Source organism: Sulfuricurvum sp., assembly GCF_023229695.1.
In the GTDB taxonomy this organism is placed as follows: domain Bacteria; phylum Campylobacterota; class Campylobacteria; order Campylobacterales; family Sulfurimonadaceae; genus Sulfuricurvum.
Genome location: NZ_JALNYS010000010.1, coordinates 110,753 through 136,718, shown reverse-complemented (window position 1 = coordinate 136,718; position 25,966 = coordinate 110,753). Strand labels below are relative to the sequence as shown.

Annotated in this window: 22 protein-coding genes, 1 tRNA gene and 1 pseudogene; 10 read left to right on the top strand and 14 right to left on the bottom strand. The window is 44.9% G+C overall.

Annotated features, from left to right (window positions below; all coding sequences use genetic code 11):
• Positions 1–271 (bottom strand): annotated as a pseudogene (locus M0P91_RS08995) (hypothetical protein); the annotation flags it as partial.
• A gap of 427 nt (positions 272–698) precedes the next feature.
• Here M0P91_RS08995 and M0P91_RS08990 point away from each other — a divergent pair.
• Positions 699–1,511 (top strand): aldo/keto reductase, encoded by an 813-nt coding sequence (locus M0P91_RS08990; RefSeq protein ID WP_295066437.1) that lies wholly within the window; start codon positions 699–701, stop codon positions 1,509–1,511.
• Between the two features lie 66 nt (positions 1,512–1,577).
• Positions 1,578–2,303: a DUF3108 domain-containing protein gene (locus M0P91_RS08985; RefSeq protein ID WP_295066436.1), complete on the top strand. Its 726-nt coding sequence runs from the start codon at positions 1,578–1,580 to the stop codon at positions 2,301–2,303.
• Positions 2,304–2,308: 5 nt separating this feature from the next.
• Here the strand turns inward: M0P91_RS08985 and M0P91_RS08980 are convergent, their stop codons facing one another.
• Positions 2,309–2,881, bottom strand: a complete 573-nt coding sequence (locus M0P91_RS08980; RefSeq protein ID WP_295066435.1) for an NUDIX hydrolase — start codon at positions 2,879–2,881, stop codon at positions 2,309–2,311.
• A 107-nt stretch (positions 2,882–2,988) separates the two neighbouring features.
• On the opposite strand from M0P91_RS08980, the gene recQ reads away from it, so the two are divergent.
• Positions 2,989–4,782, top strand: a complete 1,794-nt coding sequence (gene recQ / locus M0P91_RS08975) for a DNA helicase RecQ (protein ID WP_295066434.1) — start codon at positions 2,989–2,991, stop codon at positions 4,780–4,782.
• On the opposite strand, the gene M0P91_RS08970 is transcribed toward recQ, so the two are convergent.
• On the bottom strand, positions 4,783–6,399 hold the full coding sequence (locus M0P91_RS08970) for a diguanylate cyclase (RefSeq protein WP_295066433.1): 1,617 nt from the start codon (positions 6,397–6,399) through the stop codon (positions 4,783–4,785).
• Between the two features lie 454 nt (positions 6,400–6,853).
• On the opposite strand from M0P91_RS08970, the gene M0P91_RS08965 reads away from it, so the two are divergent.
• Positions 6,854–7,786 carry a hypothetical protein gene (locus M0P91_RS08965; protein ID WP_295066432.1) on the top strand — a complete coding sequence of 311 codons (933 nt, stop codon included), beginning with the start codon at positions 6,854–6,856 and terminating at the stop codon, positions 7,784–7,786.
• Positions 7,787–7,819: 33 nt separating this feature from the next.
• Here the strand turns inward: M0P91_RS08965 and M0P91_RS08960 are convergent, their stop codons facing one another.
• The gene (locus M0P91_RS08960; RefSeq protein WP_295066431.1) at positions 7,820–9,229 is read right to left on the bottom strand and encodes a diguanylate cyclase; all 1,410 of its coding nucleotides are present in this window, start codon (positions 9,227–9,229) and stop codon (positions 7,820–7,822) included.
• Between the two features lie 152 nt (positions 9,230–9,381).
• Positions 9,382–9,804 carry a MarR family winged helix-turn-helix transcriptional regulator gene (locus tag M0P91_RS08955; protein ID WP_295066430.1) on the bottom strand — a complete coding sequence of 141 codons (423 nt, stop codon included), beginning with the start codon at positions 9,802–9,804 and terminating at the stop codon, positions 9,382–9,384.
• Between the two features lie 66 nt (positions 9,805–9,870).
• On the opposite strand from M0P91_RS08955, the gene M0P91_RS08950 reads away from it, so the two are divergent.
• The 4 genes from M0P91_RS08950 (at position 9,871) to M0P91_RS08935 (ending at position 16,212) form a co-directional block, all read left to right on the top strand.
• On the top strand, positions 9,871–10,173 hold the full coding sequence (locus tag M0P91_RS08950; protein WP_295066429.1) for a monooxygenase: 303 nt from the start codon (positions 9,871–9,873) through the stop codon (positions 10,171–10,173).
• A gap of 126 nt (positions 10,174–10,299) precedes the next feature.
• Complete coding sequence (locus M0P91_RS08945; RefSeq protein WP_295066428.1) at positions 10,300–11,934, top strand: diguanylate cyclase; 1,635 nt, start codon at positions 10,300–10,302, stop codon at positions 11,932–11,934.
• A gap of 82 nt (positions 11,935–12,016) precedes the next feature.
• Entirely contained in the window at positions 12,017–15,469 is a 3,453-nt protein-coding gene (locus M0P91_RS08940; RefSeq protein ID WP_295066427.1) for an EAL domain-containing protein, read from the top strand.
• 203 nt (positions 15,470–15,672) lie between these two features.
• Positions 15,673–16,212: a nucleotidyltransferase domain-containing protein gene (locus M0P91_RS08935; protein WP_295066426.1), complete on the top strand. Its 540-nt coding sequence runs from the start codon at positions 15,673–15,675 to the stop codon at positions 16,210–16,212.
• A gap of 217 nt (positions 16,213–16,429) precedes the next feature.
• Here the strand turns inward: M0P91_RS08935 and M0P91_RS08930 are convergent.
• From M0P91_RS08930 to M0P91_RS08920, 3 genes are all read right to left on the bottom strand, one after another.
• Positions 16,430–16,506, bottom strand: a tRNA-Arg gene (locus M0P91_RS08930).
• Positions 16,507–16,635: 129 nt separating this feature from the next.
• Positions 16,636–17,655: a response regulator gene (locus tag M0P91_RS08925; RefSeq protein WP_295066425.1), complete on the bottom strand. Its 1,020-nt coding sequence runs from the start codon at positions 17,653–17,655 to the stop codon at positions 16,636–16,638.
• Between the two features lie 275 nt (positions 17,656–17,930).
• Positions 17,931–19,172, bottom strand: a complete 1,242-nt coding sequence (locus M0P91_RS08920; RefSeq protein ID WP_295066424.1) for an HD domain-containing phosphohydrolase — start codon at positions 19,170–19,172, stop codon at positions 17,931–17,933.
• A 234-nt stretch (positions 19,173–19,406) separates the two neighbouring features.
• Between M0P91_RS08920 and M0P91_RS08915 the strand changes: the two genes are divergently transcribed.
• Positions 19,407–19,733 (top strand): hypothetical protein, encoded by a 327-nt coding sequence (locus tag M0P91_RS08915; protein WP_295066423.1) that lies wholly within the window; start codon positions 19,407–19,409, stop codon positions 19,731–19,733.
• Positions 19,734–19,836: 103 nt separating this feature from the next.
• Here the strand turns inward: M0P91_RS08915 and M0P91_RS08910 are convergent, their stop codons facing one another.
• Positions 19,837–20,253, bottom strand: a complete 417-nt coding sequence (locus M0P91_RS08910) for a HEPN domain-containing protein (RefSeq protein ID WP_295066422.1) — start codon at positions 20,251–20,253, stop codon at positions 19,837–19,839.
• On the bottom strand, positions 20,234–20,566 hold the full coding sequence (locus M0P91_RS08905) for a nucleotidyltransferase domain-containing protein (RefSeq protein WP_295066421.1): 333 nt from the start codon (positions 20,564–20,566) through the stop codon (positions 20,234–20,236). Before M0P91_RS08905 ends, M0P91_RS08910 begins: the two co-directional genes overlap by 20 nt.
• A gap of 232 nt (positions 20,567–20,798) precedes the next feature.
• Between M0P91_RS08905 and M0P91_RS08900 the strand changes: the two genes are divergently transcribed.
• Positions 20,799–21,989: an AAA family ATPase gene (locus M0P91_RS08900; RefSeq protein WP_295066420.1), complete on the top strand. Its 1,191-nt coding sequence runs from the start codon at positions 20,799–20,801 to the stop codon at positions 21,987–21,989.
• Positions 21,990–22,076: 87 nt separating this feature from the next.
• Here the strand turns inward: M0P91_RS08900 and M0P91_RS08895 are convergent, their stop codons facing one another.
• The 4 genes from M0P91_RS08895 to M0P91_RS08880 form a co-directional block, all read right to left on the bottom strand.
• Positions 22,077–22,493: a HEPN domain-containing protein gene (locus tag M0P91_RS08895; RefSeq protein WP_295066419.1), complete on the bottom strand. Its 417-nt coding sequence runs from the start codon at positions 22,491–22,493 to the stop codon at positions 22,077–22,079.
• The gene (locus M0P91_RS08890) at positions 22,486–22,797 is read right to left on the bottom strand and encodes a nucleotidyltransferase domain-containing protein (protein ID WP_295066418.1); all 312 of its coding nucleotides are present in this window, start codon (positions 22,795–22,797) and stop codon (positions 22,486–22,488) included. Before M0P91_RS08890 ends, M0P91_RS08895 begins: the two co-directional genes overlap by 8 nt.
• Before the next feature lie 189 nt (positions 22,798–22,986).
• A complete protein-coding gene (locus M0P91_RS08885; protein WP_295066417.1) occupies positions 22,987–25,158 on the bottom strand; it encodes a hypothetical protein in 2,172 nt (723 codons plus the stop codon).
• On the bottom strand, positions 25,103–25,927 hold the full coding sequence (locus M0P91_RS08880; RefSeq protein ID WP_295066416.1) for a KilA-N domain-containing protein: 825 nt from the start codon (positions 25,925–25,927) through the stop codon (positions 25,103–25,105). Before M0P91_RS08880 ends, M0P91_RS08885 begins: the two co-directional genes overlap by 56 nt.
• Between the last annotated feature and the right edge of the window lie 39 nt (positions 25,928–25,966).

Genomic DNA, 25,966 nt, shown 5'->3' with positions numbered 1-25,966 from the left:
GTTCAACCAGAGTATTGTAGGTTGTCATCAGAAACCGGCGCAACCGTAGAAAATCAATCGCCTTCTGCGCCGATTCATAGCGGGAGAAAGAGTGAAGTTTTTCGTCGAAGTGATCAAAATATTCGTCAATGACCTCTTCGACCGTGAACTTCGGGCTCTCTTGGCTGTTGATGGCAATTGAGGAAGAGACCCTTTTTGTATCGATATCAAGCGAAATCACTTTTTCGCTTGATTCGTTATCGGTTCCTTTTTTATTCGACGCTGCTTCCATTTTTCTCTCAATAACCGCTAGATGATATGTGTGGATACCTTTGATGTGTGTATTTGATTCTAGTATCGTTTAACATTGTATCTGATGTTACGCACTTTTCGGGCAAAGCCCGTAAAGTGGCAGGGATGGCCCAGCCGGAACTTCGTGCATCGGCCGGGTTCCAAAGCTAAAAAAGCCAAGCAGTTGGCTTTTTTAACGCTTTTCACCCATACAACCCCCTAAAGCTTCCCGTATCTTTCGGATACGGGAGATTACTAACCTTTTCGCACGTGTTTAGACAAGTGCGTAAGGTCAGATGGTATCATTTTCAGACTGGAGAGCGTTAAAGTAAGTTGTGAGTCGATACCGATTATACTTCCCGCACTTTTAGTAGAGGATGGCAGGGATGGAGAATAACTTTTTTATAATGACAGCCGAAAATGTCAAAATGCCGAAAATGATTTACGGTACGGCGTGGAAAAAAGAGCGGACGGCCGATCTGGTCGAGATGGCCGTGATGAGCGGGTTTCGGGGGATCGATACGGCATGTCAGCCCAAACACTACGAAGAGTTTTTGGTGGGGGAGGCACTCCTTCGGCTGGCCGATCGGGGGATAGGGCGCGAGGAGCTGTTTCTCCAAACCAAATTCACCCCTCTGGAAGGTCAGGACCCGAACCGTATCCCATATGATCCTTCGGCCCCGTTGGAGATTCAGGTAGCCCGGTCGTTTGAAACGTCGAAGCGAAACCTCCGTACCGAATACGTCGATTCTCTGGTGCTCCACTCCCCGCTTTTCCCCTACCGCGATCTTTTAAAGGTCTGGAGAGCGATGGAGGAGCTCTACCGCAGCGGCCAGGTTCGGCAGCTGGGGATCAGCAACTGCTACGATTTGGAGCTCTTTGAGCGGCTCTGCGATGACGCTGAGGTGAAGCCGGCGGTGGTACAGAACCGTTTTTACCCGCAGAGCGGTTATGACATAGAGTTGCGCCGCCGGTGCGATGAGATGGGGATCATTTACCAAAGTTTCTGGAGCCTGACCGGCAATCCCCATCTTTTGAGAAGTCAAACATTCCGCGAACTGGCGGAGAAATACGGAAGAAACGAAGTTCAAATCCTCTACCGATACCTGACCCAAATCGGGATCGTTCCCCTGAACGGCTCAACCTCACCAGAACATATTAAGGAAGACTTGCGTATCTTTGAATTTGAACTCTCCGTTGATGAGATCAAAGCCATCAGCGAAATGTTAGAGTCATCGTGAAAAAGATTTTAATTCGCAATAGATTCACGATAAAGCGATAATTTTCATAAAAAAAAGGTAGATCGGATGAAAAAATTTTTAGGACTTTTATTGATTTTGACGGCAATGGCGGGTGCAAAAACACTCACCGCCTCGTACGAGGTCTCTTTCGGCGTTTTTCAGAAAATGGGGATGGCCGATACGCGGCTGGAGATACGAGACGATCAGACCTATACGATCCATGTCGAGGCGAGGACGACGGGGATCGCAAAAGTCCTCTCCAATAACCGTTTTGAGCTCTATGAGAGTCGCGGAACGGTGAAAAACGGCAAATTGATCCCCGATACCTATATGAAAATCCGGCAAACAAACAGCAAGAAAAACACCAAATTCTATACGTTCGATCACCAGAATAAAATCGTCTGGAAAGAGACGACCGAGGTCGCAGACGGCGAAACCCATAAAGAGAAGGATCAAAACGATTATTATGCCAAAGAGGATATCCTAAGCCTCTTTTTTAATCTGAAATACTATTCAAAAGGGCGCCAGAACACCTATTTCAATGCGATCGGCGGAAATAAAACCGACGGACGGATCGATGTTGTGTTTCCCCAAAAAGAGCAGCTTGCGGCGGTAAAAAAAGAGCTCGATCGGGAAGAGGGGGAGTTTTTGAAAGTGATTTTGAATGACCGTATTTTTTCCAGTGCCAACGGGGAACTGCTGATCAACCTCGACAACGAGGGACTGTGTGAAAAAGCGGTTCTCGAAGATGTTCTTTTGTTTGGGGATATCGTCGGAAAACGGGTCCGTTAAGAGGATTACAATCTGATGTTGAAGATCTCGTCAAGGAGAACTTCAAGGTCTTCTCTCGTCGCCCCCGCAAACGCGTTTTCGATAAAGCGGTTGATCCCTTTATTCTCATGACGGATCAAAGGGACGATCTTGATCCCCGTGATCTCCGACATAAAATGGGATTGATCCCCCTCTTCGTAAGCGTGCAGGAGGATCGATCGGGAGAAGTTGTTGAGGATATGGTAATAAATATGTAAAAACTCCGCTTCGAGAACTTTGAGGCCGTAGAGATGGGTGATGAGGCGATTTTCATGTGATACGATGGGGTGCACTTTCTCCGGCCGGATCGTGATGCCGATCTCCTCTTTGATCTCCCTTACCAGTGCTTCGAGCAAGCTCTCCCCCTCATCCACCGTTCCCCCCGGAAATCCCATCCGTCCGTCCCAGCGGTCGATCATGATGAGGGCAGGGCATTGGAGATGGCGAAGATCCTCTTTGAAATATTTCCACGGTGAAATGGCATCGACATAGATGGCTAAAAAAACGGCATTTTTCTTCCCCGGTTTTTTTGTTCCGAAAGGGACTCTTTGTGTTCGCATGGTTATCACTCTATTTTGATGGTATCTTTTTGAATTTTACCCGGATTGGATTAAAACTGGGGATTAGACTATAATTCCCGAAATCTATCGTTTGAAGAGCTGCCCCCGTGGAACAAAAATACAACGTACTCAAAACCGTATTCGGACACTCCTCTTTCCGAACGTTTCAGGAGGAGGCGGTCGATGCGATCATTGGCGGGCGGGATCTGATGATGATTCTCCCTACAGGGGGTGGAAAATCGCTTTGTTATCAGCTCCCCTCCTTGCTGATGGGGGGGGTGAGCGTCGTCGTCTCTCCGCTGCTGGCCCTCATGCACGATCAGATCACGGCACTCGGGGCATTCGGTATCGAGGCGGCCATGGTGTCGTCGATGCAGAGCAGTGAAGAGATCGGTATCACGATGGGCCGTGCGGTGGCGGGGAAGGTGAAATTCCTCTATGTCGCTCCGGAACGGCTGAAAAACGGAGAGTTTTTACGCTTTTTACACGAGATTAAAATCGATTTTTTCGTCGTTGACGAAGCGCACTGCGTCAGCGAATGGGGGCACGAGTTTCGGGAGGATTATCGTCAGCTCTACCGTTTGCGTGAGCTCTTTCCAACGGTTCCCATTGCGGCGTTTACAGCGACGGCAACCCATACGGTCGAGCACGATATCCTCACCCAGCTGAGTCTCCGCGACCCCGTGGTGATCCGGGCAAAAGTGTGCCGGGATAATCTGATGATTCGCGTCCTCCACCGAAACGGCAACGGGCGTGAGCAACTGCTGAGTTTCCTCGATACGTTTGAGGGGGAGAGCGGTATCGTCTACACCTTCACCCGTAAAGAGGCGGAGAGTATTGCCGAGTTTCTCACCCATAAAAAGATCCCCTCGCGCCCCTATCATGCCGGACTGGCGAGCGAACAAAAAAACGAGACCTACCGGGCGTTTCTCAACGATGAGATCCAGGTCGTCGTCGCTACGGTCGCATTCGGTATGGGGATCGACAAAAGCAACATCCGCTTCGTCGTCCACACCTCGCTCCCCAAGACAATCGAAAACTACTATCAGGAGATCGGGCGTGCCGGGCGTGACGGATTGGCCGCTTCTACCTTACTGCTGTTTTCGGCATCGGATATCGCGGAGCGGAAGCGGATGATCGAGTCGCAGAGCGAATCGGCCTACAAACAGCTTGCTTTCGAAAAACTCGAAGCAATGGCGAAATTTGCCTCCTCTCAGGTGTGCCGTCATCAGCTGATCGCCGAATATTTCGACGATACGGCATCTGCATGTCAAACCCACTGTGACAACTGTCTCGAACCGGAGAGGGAGAGTGTCGATATCACCCAAGAGTCGCTGAAACTTCTCTCATGCGTCTACCGCAGCGGCCAGCGCTTCGGTGTGCAGTACGTCGTCGATATCCTGATGGGATCGGCGAATCCGAAGATTGAGCAAAACGGACACGATACCCTCTCGGTCTACGGTATCGGCAAAGAGAAAAGCCGCCGTCAATGGCTCACCGTCGCCGATCGCCTTTTGGAACTCAAAGCCCTCCGGCAGGGGGAGTACCGGGTCGTCTCACTGGATAGCTACGGGATGGAGATTATCAAAAACAAACAAACCGTATCGATCCGAAAAGAACGGCTTGCCGATGTGAGAAGAGGTTCCGCCCCCTTCAAAAAAGGGGACACTTCGGGAGACAATCACGATCGTTTCGAACAATTGCGCAAGCTTAGAAGCGAAATCGCCAAAGTGAACAATGTCCCGCCCTATGTCGTCTTCAGTGACAAAACCCTCTACGAAATGGCCGAAAAACTCCCTTCCAAGAAGAGCGAGATGCTCACGGTCGGGGGGGTAGGCGAGGTCAAATTCGAACGTTACGGCGAAGCGTTTTTAAAACTCTGTTCGACGCTGCAGCGCTGATCATTCCCATTCGATCCGGTTTCTTCCGAGGAATTTGGCTTTATAGAGGGCCGTGTCCACCCGCTTGACAAACAAATCGACCGTATCCTCTTCTTGTGCGAGTGCAACGCCCAAACTGACCGTTTGTCTGCCGATGGTACAAAAATCGCATTCGTTGATGGCGGTTTTGACTTTTGCCGCCAGATTCATCACCCCTTCACTGTCGGTAGAGGGGCAGATGATACAGAACTCTTCGCCGCCCCAGCGGTAGAGCGAATCGCTGGAACGTATGGAGGCATGCATCAGTTTTGCCGTTTGGATCAGGACGTTGTCTCCGGTTTGATGCCCGTAGGTGTCGTTGATCTGTTTAAAATGGTCGAAATCGACCATGATGAGTGCGAGATCTTTCTCCCGCCGTTTCCGTTGGGAAAATTCGTAGTGGAGCACTTCGTCAAATTTGCGGCGGTTAAAGATTCCGGTCAGACGGTCTGTAATCAAGAGCTCTTCCACCCTTTTTCGATCGGTGATATCAAACCGGACCGATTGGTAGGCGATGACCGACCCCGTATCGTCATACATCGGTTCGACGGAGACCGAAACCCAGTAATGGTCTCCGTTTTTTTTCCGGTTTTTGACCTCCCCTTTCCATCCTTTTCCGGACTTCAGCGTACTCCATAAATCTTTAAAAATAGAGGGGTCCATATCGGGATGGCGGATAATATTGTGGCTTTTTCCGATCAGCTCCTCTTTGGAATAACCGCAGATGTCGCAAAAAGCGTCGCTGGCATAGAGAATGATCCCGTTTAGATTGGTAATGGAGATGAGGACATAGCGCTCTACCGTTTGGATATAGCTGCCGAGAGATTTTTTTTGTTTGAGTATTTTGGTCGTATTGAGCAGATGGGTATTGAACCGCTCTTTATCGATCGACTCCCCGAAAAAATCGGTTACGCCGCTTTTAAAAAATTCCCCTTTAAGTTTTTCAAATTGTTGGAGATCCATTGCCATTTTAGAACCCCCGAAAAGGATGATATCCCGGCTAGGATAGCGATTTTTGATCTCCCGGCACAACCATAACCCCTCTTGATCGTGCAACGTTTCATTGACGTAGACGATTTTGATCGACTCATCTTCATCGAGAATCCGTAACGCGTCATACGCGGAGGTCGTGAGGATAGGACGAAACAGCAGCGAACGAAATAACCGCAAGATCGATTCGGATGCCGGAGAACACGAAGCGTTGCAGCAGACGAGGATGTGTTTGTGGTAAAAATATTCGAGCCCCTGGAGAAGATCGCGGAGATATTTTTTCCCTGCCAGATTGCTTTTGATCACATAATCGATTATGGGGTAGCGTGAGAGTGTGTTGTACTGTGCTACACTCATCTCATTCACGGTAGCGATTGTCGGGATATTTTTGGTGATGATGTAATCGATAAATTTATCCCCCTCGCTGTTTTCGAGTTCAAAATCGACGATGGCTGCAAAAAAGGTTTCATTCTCCAGCTGATCGACGAGATAGTCGTATCCCGCTGCAAACGAGTAGTGGAATTGTCTGTTTTGAATCTCCTCTTGCAGAAAAGCGATGAGATGAATATCGGTATCGGCAACAAGAATATTCTTGGTGTGGCTGATCATATAAGTTCCTTGATTCGGGTAAATAGCAACCAATGGCGGAAGAAATTTGTTTATTGTAAGCGAAATAGCATATTTTTTGCCTTAATGTGTTTTTATTAGTTCTGAAATCCGGATGAGCAACGGTACAAGAATAAGCAAGGAGTGATTGATTTTTTTCCGTTTCGGACGATATAGGTTAAAGGCTGACCTTACGAACCGAGTCTTAACCGGTGTGAAAAGGGGAGTTAATCTCCTGCACCCGAAAAGTGCATAACATCAGTTAATAATCTCCCGTATCCGAAAGATACGGGTAGCTTCAGGGGGGTGCAGGGGTGAAAAGCGTTAAAAAAGCCAACTTCTTGGCTTTTTTAGCTTTGGAACCCAAGCCGTTGTACGCAGTACCGGCTGGGCCGTCCCCGCCACTTTACGGGCTATGAGCGAAAAGTACGTAACATCCTATAAAAGGGGGAAGATCATGAAAATTGGTTCCAGTACGATGGAGAGTGTCGCCGCAATGCACTATAACCGATCCGAAGAGTCCCGTGAATCGGTCCGTATTCAAAACACCGCAACCCGTCCGGCGCAGAGCAAAGAGTCTCCCTTTAGTGAGGAAGAGACACTGGATCCGAAGCTCCGTGCGATTGTCAATGTTCTGGAGCGGCTGATGGGGAAAAAAATCACCGTGACCTCGTTTCGCGCCGAAGGGAACGGTTCCCTGCAGCTTTCAAACGACGGAACCCCTCGCGTCGGCTGGGGGATGGAGGCGATGAGCTCCTACTCGCTTCATGAAGATCAGTCGCTGGCGATGGGGTTTTCAGGGAAGGTGATAACCGAGGAGGGGAAAGAGATGAGTTTTTCCCTGAACCTCCAGTTCAGCCGTGAGTTCAATCTGACCCAGAGTACCACATTCCGCTCCGGCGATGCGCTGAGCGATCCGCTCGTCATTTCGCTTGACGGAAGCTCTCCGATCGGAACGGGAAAGTTTGCCTTTGATCTGATCGAGGGGGGAGGGGTGGAGAATATCCCCCTTTTGGCCGGTGAGAACGGTTTTCTGACACTGGATAAAAACCGGGATGGGAAAGTAAGCGGCGGGAGTGAGCTTTTCGGTCCTAAAAGCGGCAACGGATTTAGTGAGCTTGCACAACTCGACGACGATAAAAACGGCTGGATCGATGAGAACGACAGCCAGTTCAAAGCACTCAAACTCTGGATTAAAACCGATGAAACGGATCGTCTCGTGACCCTCAAAGAGGTGGGGATCGGCGCCCTGTCGCTTCAGGCGCTAAAGGGGGAGTTTGATTTCAAAGACAGCTCCAATGCGACTCAGGCACGCCTTCAAAATACCTCCGTCGCCCTCACCGAATCGGGGGAAGCCAAAGCGGTGTTCGGATTGGATGTAGCAATCTAGCGGCAAGAAGCGAGAGAGGTTAAACGGTTTACTCTAGGAAGCCACCCGGTTTCGTCCCGACGCTTTCGCTTCGTAGAGTTTCCCGTCCACTCGATCCAATCCGCTGTCGATCGAGTCGCCGTCGCACTGGATAACGCCGAAGCTGCAGGTCACCTGCCGCTGAATATGAAACGGGTAGGTCTCAATAGCCGTGCGCAATTTTTCGGCAGTCGCCACTGCGTTTAAGAGGGTGGTTGCGGGGAGAATAATCGTAAATTCTTCTCCCCCCCATCGGGCCAAATAGTCGCTGGCGCGCAGCTGCGAATGGATCAGTGTCGACAGTTCCCGTAAAACGCTATCTCCCGCATGGTGCCCCAACGAATCGTTGATCGCTTTAAAATGGTCGATATCGAACATAATGAGCGAAATCGGGTGGTTGTAACGTGCGCTTTTTTCCAGCTCTTTTGTAAACTCTTCGGTAAAATAGCGGCGATTGCCGACCTGAGTGAGGGGATCGATGAGGGTCAATTGCTCCTTTTCCTGAAGCAATCGGAGGGTATAGCAACGCTGTGCCGTCATCATGAGGATTGCAAATGTGACGGTAAAGATGAAAATCTGCAGCATGATCAGGGAGAGCCTGTGATCGCCTTCAATGGAAAATTGACTGTATCCCGATGCCGTCCCTAAAATCGCCAAAACACTGACAATGGTTAAAAAGATCAAATTGATCCCATACTGCAGCCGGATACTGGCCCAGATGAGGGGGAATAAAATGAGATATTCAATCGGATAGCGTTTATCGAAAAAATAACCCGAACCGAAAACGATAATCGCGAAGAGGACTAAGACGATCAAGATCAGGGTGATTTCCACAATATGCCCTTTGGAAGCGACACTGATAGTATTCTGAAGGACATAGGCCACAAAAATCGGAACAATCAGCATAAAGCCGATCAGGTCCCCGAAAAACCACACCGCCCATCCCAGGATTTGATGATGTAATGATAATAAACCGTTGAGGTAGAGCATTGTCGTCCCCATAACGGAGGTGATCAGTGCGCCGATGACGCTGTAAAAGACAAATGCGATAATGGTATCGGTGTCATAAAATATGTCATCTTTAATGGTGTATTTGGTATTGCGGCCGATCAACCAGTAGGTGAGGATCGGGCCGAGGGTATTTCCGATGGCAATTTCGAATGCGACGAGGGGAGAACTGAGGGTGAGATTTAGCAAGAATGCCCCGAGAAATATACCGGGAATTACGATATACCCCCGAAAAAACAAGAAAGAAAGGGCAATCCCGGTAGGGGGCCAAATGGCGAAGATACTTGCGGATTCGCTCAATGAGAGGGGGGCTACCAGTTTGGCCGAAATGACATAGGCAAATGAGGTAATAACGGTATAGAGTAATAAGGGAATGAGCGCTTTTCGGTATGCGGGATGTTTTTGGATGAAACTCATTTTGTTATCTTTTGCTTTAGTCTTTTAACGATATTAATTTTTTTATTTACGATTAATAGTATAACATAAGTTGAAGCTATAATCTCTGGCTGCGGGTAAAAATACTCTCATCTCACCCCCTTTTTTCGTCAAAAAGAGGGGTCACCCCACTCTCATTTTTTCGTATTCAGGTAGGCTAGAATCTGAGATTGCCGCTGTATATAGTCGTACAGATTCTTTTCCCCCACGTGTTCGGAGAGATCGTGTTGCGTCTTTTCGATAAAAGCCGTCGCACACTCCATGAGCTTCATCCCTTTGGAGGTAAGCACGATCGCTTTTTCCTTTTTGTTTATCCCGGCTTCGAACGTGATGTACCCTAATGATTCGAGTTTGAGCAGATTTTTGTGCATCGCCTGCCGGGTATAGCCGATTTTGGCAGCGAGGGCGGACGCCGTGATCCCTTTGTATTCATCGATGTAGGGAAAAAGGACGACGAGGGCGCTGCTCAGCCCCTCGAAGCCGTGCTCTGAGAGCTCGTTTAAAATAAGCTCATTGAATATTTTACTGGTCTCTAACGATAAAAAGCAGATTGACATTGTAAACCTAGTTGACAATTTAGATGAAATGGATTATGATTCCATAAACAATCAAAGGAGTATAACATGAGATACCTTCTCCAAGTGGATTTCCCCCATAACGGACCGTTCGGTGAGGAGTTGACGGCGGCAATGTCGGATTTGGCCAAAGAGATCGCACATGAAAAAGGGCTGATTTCCAAACTCTGGACCGAAAACGAAGCAAAAAAAGAGGCCGGCGGCATTTATTTGTTTGATAATCTGGAGGATGCACAGCGGTATCTGAAAATGCATACCGAGCGGTTGGAGGCTTTCGGTTATACCGATATCCGGGGAAAAATCTTTACGATTAACGAAGCGTTGAGCGCATTATCGCTTCCGGCGAAGTGAGTCCCTTTATCCGCCACTTCCTCTGCGCGAGCGGGAATCATCCTCTGCTGCACAAAATTAACTTTTTGTTACAATACCCGGTTATACTTTTCCCCAATTGCAAAGAACTTCACTAAAAGGTTCAGAATGACATTCTCAGAATTGGTTGATATTGAGATTCTGCAGGAGTTGTGGGACAGTTTTTCGGGGATCTATCCGATTGCTACGGCCATTATCGATCTGGAGGGGAATGTACTCGTCGCTTCGCACTGGCAGCGTATCTGTACCGCTTTTCACCGTCTCAATCCTGATTCGCTCTCCCGCTGTATCGAAAGCGACACGGTACTGGCGAACGCTCTCAAAGCGGGTGATGCATATACCGTCTACCAATGTAAAAACGGTCTGGTAGACGTTGCGGTCCCCATTATCATCAACGGGAACCATATCGCCAATTTTTTCACGGGGCAGTTCTTTTTTGAAACACCGGATAAAGAGTTTTTTATCCGGCAGGGGCAGGAGCTGAATTTTAATCGTGAAGCGTATCTGGCAGCCGTTGAGGAGGTACCGGTAATCCCTGAAGCGCGTTTGAAAAGTCTGATGGATTTTTTGGTCAAACAAGTTGAGGTGCTTGCGATAGCAGGTAAAGCGACATTGATGCTGCAACAGAGCAATCTGAAGCTGAAAAAGAATGAAGAACAGCTTGAAGAAATTGTAAGAGAGCGTACGACACAGTTAAAGATGATTGATGACTTCCAGACACAGTTTATTGTCCATACCGATCCGTTCGATATGTACGAAAAGCTGTTGGATGAACTTTTGAAATTGACCGATTCCCCTTTTGGGCTGATCGGCGAAGTGTTGTACGAAGAGGGGGGAGCGCCATACCTGAAAACGTATGCCCTCAGCAATATCGCATGGGATGAAGAGACCAATCGCTTGTACGAACAGTACCAAAGAACCGGGTTTGAATTTCGAAAACTGGACAACCTTTTCGGCCATGTCATTACCGAGAAAAAAGTTCTCCTGAGTAATGATCCCGCAAACGATCCCCGACGTGCAGGGACGCCGCCGGGCCACCCTCCCATCGAATCTTTTTTGGGGATCCCGGTGTTTAACGGCACTACTCTGGTGGGGGAGATCGGGTTGGCAAACCGTGAGGGTGGGTACGATTCGACGATTGTCGAGATGCTCAAACCGCTTGCCAAAACCTGCGGGCAGATCATCGTAGCCCGACAGGAGAAAGAGGCTTTGGCCCGGGCACAGCACCAGCTCAAAGAGCTGGCCAATAATGACGGCCTCACCGGCATCCCCAATCGGCGGCGATTCGATGAATATCTGCAGCAAGAGTGGCGGCGTGCCGCTCGTGAAGATGTCGCTTTGGTGCTGATTATGATTGATATCGATTTTTTCAAGCTCTATAATGATCGTTACGGCCATCTCGCAGGGGATGAGTGTTTGAAAAAATTCGCCGCTATTTTAAAAAACTGTCTACGGCGTCCTGCCGATATGGTAGCCCGCTACGGTGGAGAGGAGTTTGTCTCTCTTCTGCCGGATAGTACACTGCAGGGGGCATTGACGATCGCTGAGTGTTTTCATGAAATGCTGAGGAACGAAGCGATAGAGCATCAAGATTCAACGATCTCCGATCGTGTCACTGTCAGTACGGGTATCGCAATCGCCTATCCGACCCATGAATCAGATCCAACAATCCTGATTGATATGGCTGATAAAAATCTCTATCGGGCCAAAGAGAGGGGGAGGAACAGGATTGCTGTCTCATAGTATCCCTGATTTTTGTATTTCGATCGTAAAAATTTAGATGTATAATAAAACAAAATAAAATTTCTTTTGTTTGGAGGCATCAATGAATCACTCCGCTATCTTTTTTAAACGACTGTTTGAAGCGAGTCCCCATCCCTATCTCATCCTTCGCGCCGATGACAGCTATACCATCGTTGCGGTCAACGATTATTATCTGTCGGCGACGGGAATCGTACGTGATCAGGTGATCGGAAAGCCGCTTTTTGACGTTTTCCCCGATAACCCGAGTGACACGTCAGTCAGTGGGGTCAGTGATCTGCATATCTCTCTGGACAGCGTAGTCCGTTACGGCAGAACCGATATCATGGGAGTGCAAAAATACGATATTCCGTTGCGCGACGGGAGCGGCGGATTTGAAGTAAAATACTGGAGCCCCGTGAACGCTCCGATATTCGCCGATGAGGGGAAGGTTGAATACATTATCCATAATGTGGAAGATGTAACCGATTTTGTTTTGCTCAAAGAAGCGAACACCACCGCCGGACAATCATCGGATATACAAACAAACAGGCTTGAAGCCGAGGTTCTGAAACGGGCCAACGAGGTTAAAGAGGCCAATCGGCTGATCAAAGCGAGAGAAAAAGAGGTTGCGGCTCTGAACGATAAACTCAAAGAGCTGGATCGTCTGAAAACGGAATTTTTTTCCAATATTTCGCATGAATTCAGAACGCCTTTGACCCTTATGATAGCCCCCGTGGAGGAGCTTTTAAATAATCGTCACCGTCTCGAAGCCGATAGAGTCGCTGCGGATCTAGAAATCATCCATCGAAACGCTTTACGATTGTTGAAGCTGGTCAATACACTGCTTGATTTTTCCCGTATCGAAGCGGGACGGGTGAGAGCGGCGTATGAAGCCACCGATCTTTCGGCCTTGACAGCCGATTTGGCCAGCAATTTTTCTTCGGCATCGGAATTGGCGCACGTCCGATTGGTCGTCGATTGTCCGCCCTTACCTGAATGGGTCGAAATTGACAGAGAGATGTGGGAAAAAATCGTTTTGAATCTCCTCTCCAATGCGTTTAAATTTACCCACAACGGATCGATTACCGTATCGATCCGATCCGAGAACAATCAGGCGGTATTGAGAGTGCAGGATACGGGAATAGGGATTCTTGAAGAGGAACTGCCGAAACTGTTCGAACGGTTTTACCGGGTAGCAAATTCTCACGGAAAATCGTACGAAGGGACGGGGATCGGTCTGGCTCTGGTCCAGGAGCTTGTGAAGCTTCAGGGGGGGAACATCGAGGTTGCCAGTACAGTGGGAGAGGGGACGACGTTTACGGTTTTTATGCCGCTGGGGATTCATGAAATCGATTCGACACAGCCAGAAGGACACAACGGCAAAGAAGATGACAAGAGACCGCTTCATACGCAAACCTATCTTGCCGAAGCGACGCGCTGGAATAGGGAAAATAGAGTTTCAGATCAGCCGACAGAGAATACGAAAGGGAATGTAATTGTTGCGGACGACAATGCCGATATGAGAGAGTTCATCGGACGGCTTCTAAGAGATGCCGGCTACAGTGTCTCACTGGCGGTTGATGGGGAGGATGCCTGGGAGATGTGTCAACAAAGTTTGCCGGATCTGATCATCAGCGACGTCATGATGCCCAGATTGAACGGTTTCGAATTGTTAAAAAAAATCCGTTCCGCCGAATATACCTATTCTTTACCGATTATTTTGCTCTCAGCCCGTGCGGGTGAGAGTGATAAAGCACAGGGGCTAACCTCCGGAGCGGATGATTATCTCTCAAAACCATTTCACAGCGGTGAGTTGATTGCCAGAGTAGAGGGTGCGGTCAAATTGGGAAAATATCGTAAAAATGCCCATGAACAACTGTTGTCGCAAACGAACCATATCGCTAAAATCGGGGGGTGGAGTTTCGATACAAAAACGATGAAGGGGGCGTGGACGGACGAACTTATCCGTATTCACGATCTTCCGCCGGGAGAGACGATCGATGTTCGTAAAGGGCTGGATTTTTACACACCGCAATCACGCCCGATTATTGAGAAAGCGATGCACGATGCGATCACTCTGGGCAAGCCGTATGATCTGGAACTGGAGATCATTAGCGCGACTGGGGCTCATAAATGGGTACGAACGGTTGGCTCTCCTCTCATCGAAGAGGAAAAAGTGACGAAAGTGCAAGGGGTAATGCAAGATATCACGCGACAAAAAGAGGACCAGATCAGGATCATTACGGAAAAAGAGCGCTATGACCATCTGGCCCACCACGATGAACTGACCGGTCTACCGAATCATCTCAGTCTGCATGAGTTTATGGAGAAAAAATTTTCAGAAAATACGAGACTGGCATTTATGTTTCTTGACCTTGACGGATTTAAAGAGATCAATGATTCCTACGGGCATCGGTTCGGGGACAAATTATTGATCGATGTGACCCGTTTGCTGCAAAATATTTTTCCTCCCGCTTCTTTCATTGTGCGCAACGGGGGCGATGAGTTTGTCGTTGTCGTTTCGTGTCAAGGTGACGAAGATGATGAATGCTTTATTGAAACGACGATGGAGCGGTTGGCCGGTGAGTTCAATCACCCTTTTTCGATCGAAACAAGGGAAATTTATATCACTGCCAGTATCGGTATCGCGATCCATCCCGATGACGCACAGACAACCGAAGAGCTGTTGCAGTGTGCCGATACGGCGATGTACAATGCAAAAAGTTCCGGCAAGAACACGTTTAGTTTTTACAACAGCGATTTAAGAGAGCGTGCGTTGTACCGGATGTCGATAACCACCAATCTCAAAAAAGCACTTTCCAATCATGAACTGTCGCTCTATTATCAGCCTCAGGTGGATCCGAAGAGCGGGCAGATCGTCGGAGTCGAAGCTCTGCTGCGATGGTTTTCTCCCCAGGGGCCGATTTCCCCGGCAAGTTTTATTCCGATAGCCGAAGAGAGCGGTCTTATACTCGAAATCGGCGAATTTGTATTGATCGAGAGTTTTAAAACGGCCAAACGGTGGTTTGATTCTAACCGTTTGGCGGGGCGTATAGCCGTCAATGTCTCGGCACACCAGTTCACCCACACCAATTTCTTATCCATTCTTGAACGTATTCTGGAAGAGACCCACTGCAAACCGGAATGGATAGAGCTTGAAATCACGGAGCGTTCCATCCTTTCAAATCCCGAAAAAATGGTTCTACTCCTGGAAGAGTTGCGGGACAAAGGGTTCCATGTTTCGATTGATGATTTCGGCACAGGCTATTCATCCCTCTCCTATCTTAAAAACCTCCCCATCGACAAACTCAAAATCGATATATCATTCGTCCGCAACATCACCCGCGAACCAAAAAATCAAACGATCGTCAAAACGATTATCGCGTTATCCAAAGGGTTGGAGATGGAAGTATTGGCAGAAGGGGTAGAAAGTGTTGAGGAAATGGAGTTTTTACGAGACCATGGAATCGATTTTATACAGGGATATTATTTTTACAAACCTGCACCCGGCGAAATGATTGAAACACTGATGTGACGAAATTTAGGCGTAATGTGATTCGGTTGTTTTTTAGTAACTTTTTATTCAGTCAGTTTCATGTTGAAGTTGTAGCAATATTAGTTTCGCTTTTGATGGGTAGGTGAGTGGTTACCGGAAAACAACGAAGGGGGTGCGGCATGATGTTCGAAACCTAGCTCCTCTCTGCTTTATCTGAGATAAAGCTTAAACTTGATATAACCTTGAAAGAAATTGAAGGGCTAAAAGCTGAACGGGATCGTGATTTTGCGACGATCCCGGAGGTCGCCGTGACATTCGGAGTATTCGATACCGCCGTACGCAAAAAGGTGCGCTGGGTTGAATTGGATCCCGTAACAGATTGTCGATACGACCTATCAGGAAGATTGAAATACATCAAACGATCGGCATTCGGAAAGTTGCATTTTCGAAAAAAAATCGCGTCAATGGAGGATAAAATGGGAGCAACTCAATACGACAAACAAACCATTCTTAGTTACCTCAAATCTCATATCCAAGAGTTTAATACCAAATATGGTGTAGAGAAGATCGGTCTTTTTGGCAGCTACGCCAGAGACGAAGCGAACGATGAAAGTGATATCGACCTGTACGTGCACACTACCAAGAAAACCCTTTCCGCTGTCGCTGGATTATGGAATCAAATCGAGAGAGACCTGAATAAAAAAGTTGATCTTGTTACAGCACACAACCGTATGCGCCCGGGGTTTAAACATTCAATCGAAAGCGAGGTTGTGTATGGATAAGAAAGATGCAAAAGAGCTTCTTGAATTTGTAGTCGAGAGTATACAGGATGAGCTTGAATCGCTTGTAAATTCCATCATTCGACAAGAATATTCTGCCTCATAAAAAACAGCATAAAGCCTTGGAAGGGAGTTAAAGGATGAAATCGTTGAACGCCTTAAACCTCTCGATCCCGACAAAATCATTCTATTAGGGGGTTAGAAGCACTTATTAAAAATATGGTGCGCCCGAAGGGATTTGAACCCCTGACCCCAGGTACCGGAAACCTGTGCTCTATCCAGCTGAGCTACGGACGCGTAAAAAAGGGGGAAATGGATCGTGATCTTTGAGGGATCGAAAATCGTCCCCGCAATTATAGTCGAATTTTTCGATTTTTCGGCAGATTTTTTGTTTTTATGCTCTCGGGCGGTAAATAGGCAAAAGGGTTAAAAAAACTCTATCTCATTATCGTTTTCGGGAGTGGTTCCGTTTCGAAACAGATTTTCCAGAACAAGGGCATCAGCCAGCAACGATTTATCTAAAAAATGGATATTCGGGGCATCCTGAACGATAAATAGGGCCTCACACCATGCATTCAGCCCTGAAGTGATCGCTAAAAAAACATCGCTGTACTTCTCGTACGATTGATGTGCATCCAGATTCCGAAAGATAGCGGCAAGTTTGCCCGTGATGAAATTGATATTATAAAACTCATAGATGTTATCCAAAATCATCGAAAAATTTCCAAACATATCCGCTAATGTGTCGATGTGCTCCTGCGTTGTCTCGTTGAGGAGTGCATTGACATAGATGTCGATTTCGTCGTTGATATTTAAAAGTTTGTCAATACTCATCTGAATATCGACAGGGTAAGTGGCTAAAAACTCTTTTGCCGATATGACCGCATACTCTTTTAAAAGGAGGGCCAGATTATCGTGAATCGTAGGTTCTGCCCCTATTTCCACCTCTTTTTTCGCGTGATGGAGAAAAACCTCCTCGTGATGCTCATGAAGACAACTGTTCAACAGGGTGTCTTGAAACTGATACATCGCCTTCAAATCAACGATTTCCAGAACGACCCGTGAGAGGAGTTTGATAATGAGCTCTTTGTTTAAAGGGGTGGGAATGTACCCCGATATCCCGATGTTGATTAACTCTACCATCAGCTGCGGGTTCACATTTTTAGAGACGATGATGATCTCTTTTCGGGGAGCTGTTTTTTTGATTGCGCGACAAAACTCCACGACGTCGGCGTCCGGGAGATTGGCATCGGTAATGATGATGTCAAAATAGCCGCTTTCAAACATTTTCAGGGCATTGTCCGCATACCGTTCGACAACGACGCGGCCGAAATACTCTTTTAAAAAGTTTCCGAGCTTCAGCCGTGTCCCTGCATGTTCTTCTACGTAAAGTACTTTAATATTGCGCGCATCTTCGATCAGCGATTCAAGTTTAAACTCTTTCATTTTCCATCCATGGGGTATCGTTGTAAAAATATTCTATCAAATTATTACTTATTCACTGATGTTACGCACTTTTCGCACTTGTTTAGAGAAGGTGCGTAAGGTCAGTTATTCACTGTAATACCGTCTATCTTTAACTGTATATACGCATTTTGTCATCCCGTACTTGATACGGGATCCATCCCTTGCATTAGATTCCGTGTCGTAGCACGGAATGACGAGAGTATACTTAGTTAATGAAGTTTGGTATAATTTTAGAAAATGGTTTTATACGCTGACTAACTTATAGCATAGCTGCTGTTTTGAGATATTGTGTACGTAACCGTAGCATTCGCGTAACAGCTTTCCAGATTCTCGTTCAGTTTTGTCACAATATCGGGATCCAGTTTCCCGTTCTCACACATCTCATGGATGATGCTGTACGCCTCGTCCATGCTCATCCCCTCTCTGTAGGGTCTGTTTTGTATGAGCGCTTGAAAAATATCGGCTACGGCCACGATTCTGGCCTCAAAGGGGATATTCTCTTTGCTCAACGCGTACGGATACCCTTTTGCATCCAGCGTCTCATGGTGAAGCGATGCGATGTGGGCGATACGTTTAAACCCTTTGATCCGTCTTAGCACGATGTCCGAATCAAACCCGTGACGATTCATGATCAATCTCTCCTCTTCGTTCAGTTGGCCCGGCTTGTCTAAAATAGCGTCGTCAACCCTTAACTTGCCCAAGTCATGAAGCAGTCCCGCCAGCTCTATCTCTTCGCAGCGTTCTTGGGGGAGTTGAAACAGCTCCGCCAAATATCGAGATAGCGTAGCCACCCCGATAGAGTGCTCAAAGGTAAAGACGCTTTTTGCATCCACGATAGCGGCGAACATCAGTGAAATCTCTTTTATCTCCAAAAAAGTGTAGGTGTCATCCGAGCCGGTTTCTACCCATTCGGCGACGTATTCGCCCAAGGCATCGCTGTCCAGATAAAACCAGAAGGAACCGTTTGAAGAGGTAGCAATGAAAGCTTCCACCAGTTCCGGACTAAAGAGCGACCCTGCATATTTTCGTATCGTTGCTTGTATATCCTCCGGTCTGGCATTTGCGTTTTGGGCTCTCAGCGCATCGACCCGGTCCACGAGATAAATCAGGTTGGAGATCTCTTTTTCGTCCTGGCTTAATTCGTCCGGAAGCGCATCCCAGTGTGTATGGTGATACCGGATAGAGGTGGAAAAGCGGCGGTAGACGCTTGTTCTTCTGAGCAGATCTTCCCCCCGGATGGAGTGAATATGGGAGTTGGCCCAGTCCAGCTCACCGACGAGATGGGTATGGACATCGGTGGATGAGACTCCGCAGTCATGAAGCATCCCGATAAACATCAGATCATCGGTGATCTTGTCGCTCCATCCGATCTTTTTTGACACTTCGGCCGCCATGTAGGCGACTCGTTTGCTATGCAAAATATCATCGATCCCGACGAAATCAAGGGCTTCAGACAACGCATGGGTTACCTCTTTGATATTTAACGTGTATTTCAAAACAGCCCCTTTTTATCGTATTAAAAATATTTATGGATTGTGATTTTTATGTAACGAATATACTATCATAAAAATGTGTTAACAAAAAATAGAATTGAATCGTTAGCGAATCGCTTTGCGGTTTTAGCGTTATCGTTCCCACCTTGCCTCCGGAACCTGATGGCATTTTGCCACTTTTTTGCGCTTTTCAGCCCTTTTCACTTATAATCGGGTAAACACGAAAAAGGTATAAGCGTGAAGGGAACGATGAACATCACCTATAAGATACTCTGCAACAACGATACGGACATGACGATCAGCCTGTCCGATCTACTCAACAACGAGAAGATCGTCAAAGCGATCAAAAGCGAGTTCGGCAAAGGGGTACGCAACATCGCACTGAGCAGCGACGATAAAGAGGCCCGGTTGCTTCTGGCAACGGAAAAAGAGCTCTACACCTTCGAAGTCAGTAAAAACGATTTTGCCGACCTGCTCGAACTGGCCGAAGAGAATGCAAAAGGGCGGAAGCTGTTTAAAAAAGAGTGCGACAGAGTGGAGATTGTTGATATTGAGACGGTGTAACGCTTGACTTGAGGGAAATTAGAATTGAATCGTTAGGAGAATGTCTCGGTAACCGATCACTTATGCATCCATTCTCAGATTGTTTTGTTGATAGAGCTTTTGATTAGTTCGGCTCTGATTTGATCTCGTGGGTAGAGATATTGAGTAGCGTACAAACGCGATCTAAGAGTTGATCGGCGAACTCTAACACCTTTTTGATTTCGTCTCTGGGAGGGAGGATACGTGTAGGATTGGGATAAGACTCTTTGACGTGGTATCGAGTGACAATATCCAATAAAGCCAATTCATCATCGTTAAAATCTATTTGTTCAGCTATAAGTGAATGAATTTCCAATAAATCATGAGATTTGACAATCTTATCATTGCGATATGCCAATATGGCTTTTAGTGAAATTTCGATGGAGTAATGCAAGTCAATGGCGATGCAATCGGTAAAGTGATGTGCATCAAAAAGAATTTTGGCAGAGCTGTAATGATGCCATGATTTGACGAGCCAATCTTTAGCTGATGTGACGTTCATACAACACCTTGCCGTTTTGTAAAATATCGACTTTATAGAAATAATCCTCTTTTGAGGCTAAAAAAGCATTATTGGCGGAGAGGATATCAAAACCGATTTTGTATTTATAAATCAATTCACGTATATTTTTTCGCGCATTGAGCTCATAGCTCTTTGTCTCTTCTAAATCAATATCTTTGATCAAAAACAGATCAATATCGCTCTCTTCGGTGGGTGTTCCGTAAGCGTAGGAGCCGAACAGGATGATCTTATCGGGATCGAGTGGTTTGAGACGTTCGATGATTTCGTGTTTGATTACTTCGATATCGACCATCTGATCCCTCCTGTTTTGTGATGGGAATAATTATACATTAAAACGGATAAAGGATTGAATGCATTCAAAAAGCGGTTGTCTCTCTGAGTAGGAATGAGTTATAGTTATCACCTGACCCCATACCTTTTACCTTTGCCTTTGAGTTGACATTTAATTCCATTGGTTATAAAATACACTTAATACAAAAAGCTATTTTTGTGTAAAATATATATTATAGTATTAAAGGGTATTTATGTCATTGCCGATTCTTCAAAAAATATCCGCTCAGATACTCAGTAGAGAGATACCGGCTTATCAGCGATGGCTCTATAAAAAAATAGACTTCAAAGGTAAGCTGATCGGTATTAAAGGCCCCCGCGGGGCAGGGAAGAGCACTCTGTTGCGCCAATATGCTTCATTATGCGCCATTGAGCCATCGAAAATTTTGTTTATCAGCTGCGATCATCCGGCAATGGCGGGTGTGAGTCTGTACGATATCGCCGAAGCTTTTTATGCGCGCGGCGGCAAGCTTTTGATTATTGATGAGATACACAAAAGTGACAGCTTCTCTACAGCACTTAAAGCTATTTACGATGTTTTTGATCTTCAAGTGATTTTCTCCGGTTCATCGGCACTTAGACTCGAACATGCTCAAGGAGATCTATCCCGTCGAGCCGTTGTCCATTATCTGGGTGTATTGTCTTTGCGTGAATTCATCGAGATCGAGACGGGTGAAGATTTTCCAAGCTACACCCTTGAAGAGATACTCGGCAACCATTATGACATTGTCTCCGCGATCATGAAGCGGATTCGTCCATTGGAGCAATTTAACAATTATCTGGAGTATGGGTGTTATCCGTTTTATCAGGAATCTCGAAGTGATTATCCGCAGAAACTGCTCGAAGTGATCTCCCTTACCATCGATGCCGATTTGTGCGGCATTTTCAATATTGACCCTTCGAAACTCGATAAGCTCAAAAAAGTGATGTACATGCTTTGTTCGACTTCTCCGTATGAGCTCAATATCTCCAAACTCAGTGGAGCTGTAGGCACGTCGTGGCCGACTTTAGCCAAATATTTAGAGCGAATGGATGCAGGGAGCTTAATACATATTGTTCGCGGGGGAAGCGGCATGCGTGCGGTAAACAAGCCTGACAAGCTGTTGCTGGATAATCCCAATATGTTTAATGTGTTATGTGCTTCCGCAGATATCGGTTCGATCCGCGAAAGCTTTTTTGTTTCCCAGCTAACGATGTCACATCAAATTCATTATCACGATAAAGGCGATTTCATCGTAAACGATCAATATGTCTTTGAAATAGGGGGAAGTTCTAAAAAAGGATCTCAGTTGGAAGGGAATGTAAACGGGTACATTGCAGCGGATGATATTGAAATCGGAGATGAGCGTAAAATTCCCCTTTGGCTTTTCGGGTTTTTGTATTAACTATAGGATTTAACGCTATTTGAGTGTAGAGGAAAAAGTGAAGATTGAATACTTGACCCCTCCTGTTAAAACCTATAACACGTATGTTTAGTTCGGCTTTGATTTGATCTCGTGGATTGAGATATTGAGTAGTGTGCATATGCGCTCAAATAGTTGATCGGCGAACTCCAAAATTGGTTTAATCTCTTCTTCGGGAGGTAGCTGGCGATCTCTAGTAGGGTAGGCTTCGAGAATATGGTATTTCGTCGCCATCAAAATTAGAGCGATTTCGTCGTCATTTAGATCGATTTGATCAGAGACCAATAGATAAAGATCATAAAGTTCATGCGTTTTTTTGATCGGCTGATTATCATAAGCCAAAATCGCTTTTAAGCATATTTCGATACTGTAGTGGAGTTCCACCCCTATAATATCAGTGTAATGATTGCATTGATGGAGAAGTTTAGCCGTACTGAGGTAATGCCACCCTTTTTCGAGCCACTCGAACCCTGCTGTTTTATTCATAGATTACTTTTCCCTTTTGGAGGATATCAACTTTATAAAAATAATCTTCTCTCGATTGTAAAAAATGGTTTGATGCACTGAGGATATCAAAACCAATACGGTATTTTCGGATAAGATCGAGTAATCGCATCTTGGCGGCAACATCATAGTTTCGATCCTCGGTATCTTTGACCAAAAACAGATCAATATCGCTCTCTTCGGTGGGTGTTCCGTAAGCGTAGGAACCAAACAGGATGATTTTATCGGGGTCGAGTGGTTTGAGACGTTCGACGATTTCATGTTTGATCACTTCGATATCGACCATCTGATCCCTCCTGTTTTGTGATGGGAATAATTATACATTAAAACGGGTAAAGGATCGAACGCATTCAAAAAGCGGTTGTCTCTCTGAGTTTTTGATGCACCCTGACCATCGCTTCAGCGCTGTACTTTTTCAGCCATAGGGATTTTGAACATTGGATTCCATGGGTGTAGAAGGATTTTGATAACATAATCATTCTTGATACAAAAGTGATCCCCAATGAGTAATACTTTTTTTATATAAAGAAGCATTTTGAAAAATTTTAAATAATTCAATATCTTCTAAATTATTATATCTGATATAGGAATCAAACCTATCGTCTATAGCTAGTGATAGTGTTGATGTATATGCTTCCTTAAAACTACTTGCCGAAATTAAATGATGCAAAAAAATCATCAAAAAAGTGCTTGAATAATCTTGCTTTACAGGCCACATGTGTGATACTGTAGCTTGATTGCTATTTGTCAAATATGTCGAAAATGATTCTAAGATAAAACCATTTTTCAAGGAAAAGTGACCAGAATCACAGATGTTTAAGTAAAGCAATCGTTGATTATTTAAATTATATGTATTCGGCTCAAACAGATACCATGGTATTTGTTCATTACCAACTTTAATGACATTATTCAATGGGTTTCTTGTATCCACTTCGCCATGTGTAGTAATTGAAATCACTGTATATATATCTGATTTTAAAATGCTCAATAATTCTTCAAAATTATCAATATATTTATACTCAAATTCTATATTATCAGTTAATGTGTTTAAATACTCAATTACTTCTTTTTCTTGATCTAAAGTCCCTGATACTGAAAGAACTACATGGATGACTTTTTCGAGCTTCTTTTCAGGAATAACTTCTTTATCGACGATTTTAATGATAGGAAATAATTTATTATATTTTTTAAAAAGTAATTGTTGTAGAGGGACTCTGATTTGTTGCATTGGCAATATAAATTTTATACTGTCATCAAAAGTATGCGCATGAATAAAATAGTACTTTTCAATACTTTCAATTAACTTTATTTCTATAGTTTTGTATTTTTCATCTGGCTTGTTTTCCCTATGTGCTTGATATTTCGCAGATAATTTTTGTTCAATTGATTCTCCAAAAACAGTAATGCCTAAATTATTAATTTCATTAATGTATTGAATGATATTAAAGTGTAAATCATAATCAGAAATATCTAGCTTGTTAATAGACTTTTCCAAAATATATGTTGCATTGTTTGAGTGAATATAAATAGCTGTCATTTTTAAAATATCTGACGGACAGCCATAAGTAATATGTAAAAAATTCAAAAAATCTTCATTTTTATAAAAAGCTAAATTGATTAGGTAAGCTGAAAAAACATTTGGATGAATATCTTCAATCATCTGTATTAAATCATTTGTATCTAATTTTGCAATTTCATCTGAAAATAAATGTAAATATGTATCTCGATCTAACTTTAAAAAGAGTTCAGATAATACTCTAAGTTTATCGATTAATCTGATATCCTCTTTATTTTTAACGTAAAATTCTTCAAGAGCCTTGTAATCATAGTTTTCATCAACCATTGATCTATATCTAAATAAACATAACTCTATTGCAATATCAGTTGTTTCATCATTTGCACTTTTTCTTATATTGTCTAAAATGTAAAAAAATGTTTCAAAATCATTATGCTTATTATCATAGCACCAATCCAATACTTGACATAAAAAATGATAAAAATATTCAATAGAAATTGATTCTAATAAGCTTGGGACTTGTCTGATATTATATATTAGGTCATTTACTAAATGATAGTCAGTACTATACTTTTTTGCATATAAAATCATGTATGTTAGAAAAATGCAAAAATAATTATCAATTTTATCTGGAACCATTTTTTGTATCTCAAATAGACAAATAAGAGTATTTTGAATGTTATAATGATATGTATGATGAGGAATATGAAGGCTTACGCCATAATCAATGGCACTATGAATAATAAAGAACGATATCGGAATATTTCCGATGCTATTCATTAAAGGAATAACACTTGTGGCCATAGACAGTAAAACTTTTATAGGAATTCGTATATCAGTTTCATCGTAGGGAAATAGTTGATGATTATTAAAAAAGTCATTTAGTGTAATATATAATTCTAATTCAGTGTTCTTGCTAAAATTGTTACATAAAATAAAAAAATCATTATTCAATTCAATAGTTTGATCTAAGTTCTTTATATGAGAAAATGACTTATCAAGAAATAATAAATACGAATTATTCTGTGCAAGATAATTTTTTACCGTAATAAACTTCATTTGATCTTTTTGCATATTAAAGCTCCACCACTCTCTCAAACATCTCCGCCAACCGCTTGATACTGTTTTCATTCAAAATCCGCATCTGCTCGATAGCAATGGTGTTTAGCCTTTGCAGCCGTTCTTGCTGTGACAGCCCGTCTTGGATAAACAGTGCGTTGAGCGTTTCCAGATTCGCCAGACAGACCAGTTGGCTCATATCGGCATCGTCTCGAATATTGCCCTGCTTATCAGGGTTGGATTCGCGCCACGTTTTAGCCGTCATTCCAAACAGCGCCATGTTCAAGATATCTGCCTCGCTGGCATAAACGAGGCTCGTTTGCTGCGGCGTAAGTGTTTCGGGGATCAGATTGGTTTTTATGGCGTCGGTATGGATACGGTAGTTGATCTTGGTCAGGTTTCGGCGGATATCCCATCCCAGCTGCTTTTGCTCTTCGTCTTTGAGACGTTGGAACTCTTTGATAAGGTAGAGCTTGAACTCCACCGAAATCCACGATGCGAATTCGAATGCGATGTCTTTATGGGCGTAGGTTCCGCCGTAGCGGCCCGATTTCGAGACGATACCGATGGCGTTGGTCGCTTCGACCCACTTTGCAGGGCTTAGTGTAAAGCTGTTCAACCCCGCCTCTTTTCTAAACCCGTCGAATTCGACGGGTTTAAAATCGGGGTTGTAGAGCTGTTCCCAGATTCCCAGAAATTCGATGGTGTTTCGATTGCGAAGCCAGTTTCGGATAATGTCGTTGGCCTCGCTGCCGTCTTTGTATTTTGCGATATCCGTCAGGGAGATGTAGTCTTCTTTGTTGACGGTGACGCTATGTTCCAGAACTGTTATGTTAGGCATCAGGGCTTCCTTTCATTTTTTTTACAACTCCACCACTCT

What these genes read in the sequence shown, in the direction of transcription:
- M0P91_RS08905 (WP_295066421.1), bottom strand. Translation starts at nt 20,566, where the DNA reads ATGGTCGATATCGAAGTAATCAAACACGAAATCATCGAACGTCTCAAA.
- M0P91_RS08990 (WP_295066437.1), top strand. Translation starts at nt 699, where the DNA reads ATGCCGAAAATGATTTACGGTACGGCGTGGAAAAAAGAGCGGACGGCC.
- M0P91_RS08950 (WP_295066429.1), top strand. Translation starts at nt 9,871, where the DNA reads ATGAGATACCTTCTCCAAGTGGATTTCCCCCATAACGGACCGTTCGGT.
- M0P91_RS08890 (WP_295066418.1), bottom strand. Translation starts at nt 22,797, where the DNA reads ATGGTCGATATCGAAGTGATCAAACATGAAATCGTCGAACGTCTCAAA.
- M0P91_RS08970 (WP_295066433.1), bottom strand. Translation starts at nt 6,399, where the DNA reads ATGATCAGCCACACCAAGAATATTCTTGTTGCCGATACCGATATTCAT.
- M0P91_RS08955 (WP_295066430.1), bottom strand. Translation starts at nt 9,804, where the DNA reads ATGTCAATCTGCTTTTTATCGTTAGAGACCAGTAAAATATTCAATGAG.
- M0P91_RS08880 (WP_295066416.1), bottom strand. Translation starts at nt 25,927, where the DNA reads ATGCCTAACATAACAGTTCTGGAACATAGCGTCACCGTCAACAAAGAA.
- M0P91_RS08985 (WP_295066436.1), top strand. Translation starts at nt 1,578, where the DNA reads ATGAAAAAATTTTTAGGACTTTTATTGATTTTGACGGCAATGGCGGGT.
- M0P91_RS08945 (WP_295066428.1), top strand. Translation starts at nt 10,300, where the DNA reads ATGACATTCTCAGAATTGGTTGATATTGAGATTCTGCAGGAGTTGTGG.
- M0P91_RS08980 (WP_295066435.1), bottom strand. Translation starts at nt 2,881, where the DNA reads ATGCGAACACAAAGAGTCCCTTTCGGAACAAAAAAACCGGGGAAGAAA.
- M0P91_RS08885 (WP_295066417.1), bottom strand. Translation starts at nt 25,158, where the DNA reads ATGAAAACAGTATCAAGCGGTTGGCGGAGATGTTTGAGAGAGTGGTGG.
- M0P91_RS08895 (WP_295066419.1), bottom strand. Translation starts at nt 22,493, where the DNA reads ATGAATAAAACAGCAGGGTTCGAGTGGCTCGAAAAAGGGTGGCATTAC.
- M0P91_RS08965 (WP_295066432.1), top strand. Translation starts at nt 6,854, where the DNA reads ATGAAAATTGGTTCCAGTACGATGGAGAGTGTCGCCGCAATGCACTAT.
- M0P91_RS08900 (WP_295066420.1), top strand. Translation starts at nt 20,799, where the DNA reads ATGTCATTGCCGATTCTTCAAAAAATATCCGCTCAGATACTCAGTAGA.
- M0P91_RS08960 (WP_295066431.1), bottom strand. Translation starts at nt 9,229, where the DNA reads ATGAGTTTCATCCAAAAACATCCCGCATACCGAAAAGCGCTCATTCCC.
- M0P91_RS08925 (WP_295066425.1), bottom strand. Translation starts at nt 17,655, where the DNA reads ATGAAAGAGTTTAAACTTGAATCGCTGATCGAAGATGCGCGCAATATT.
- M0P91_RS08910 (WP_295066422.1), bottom strand. Translation starts at nt 20,253, where the DNA reads ATGAACGTCACATCAGCTAAAGATTGGCTCGTCAAATCATGGCATCAT.
- M0P91_RS08940 (WP_295066427.1), top strand. Translation starts at nt 12,017, where the DNA reads ATGAATCACTCCGCTATCTTTTTTAAACGACTGTTTGAAGCGAGTCCC.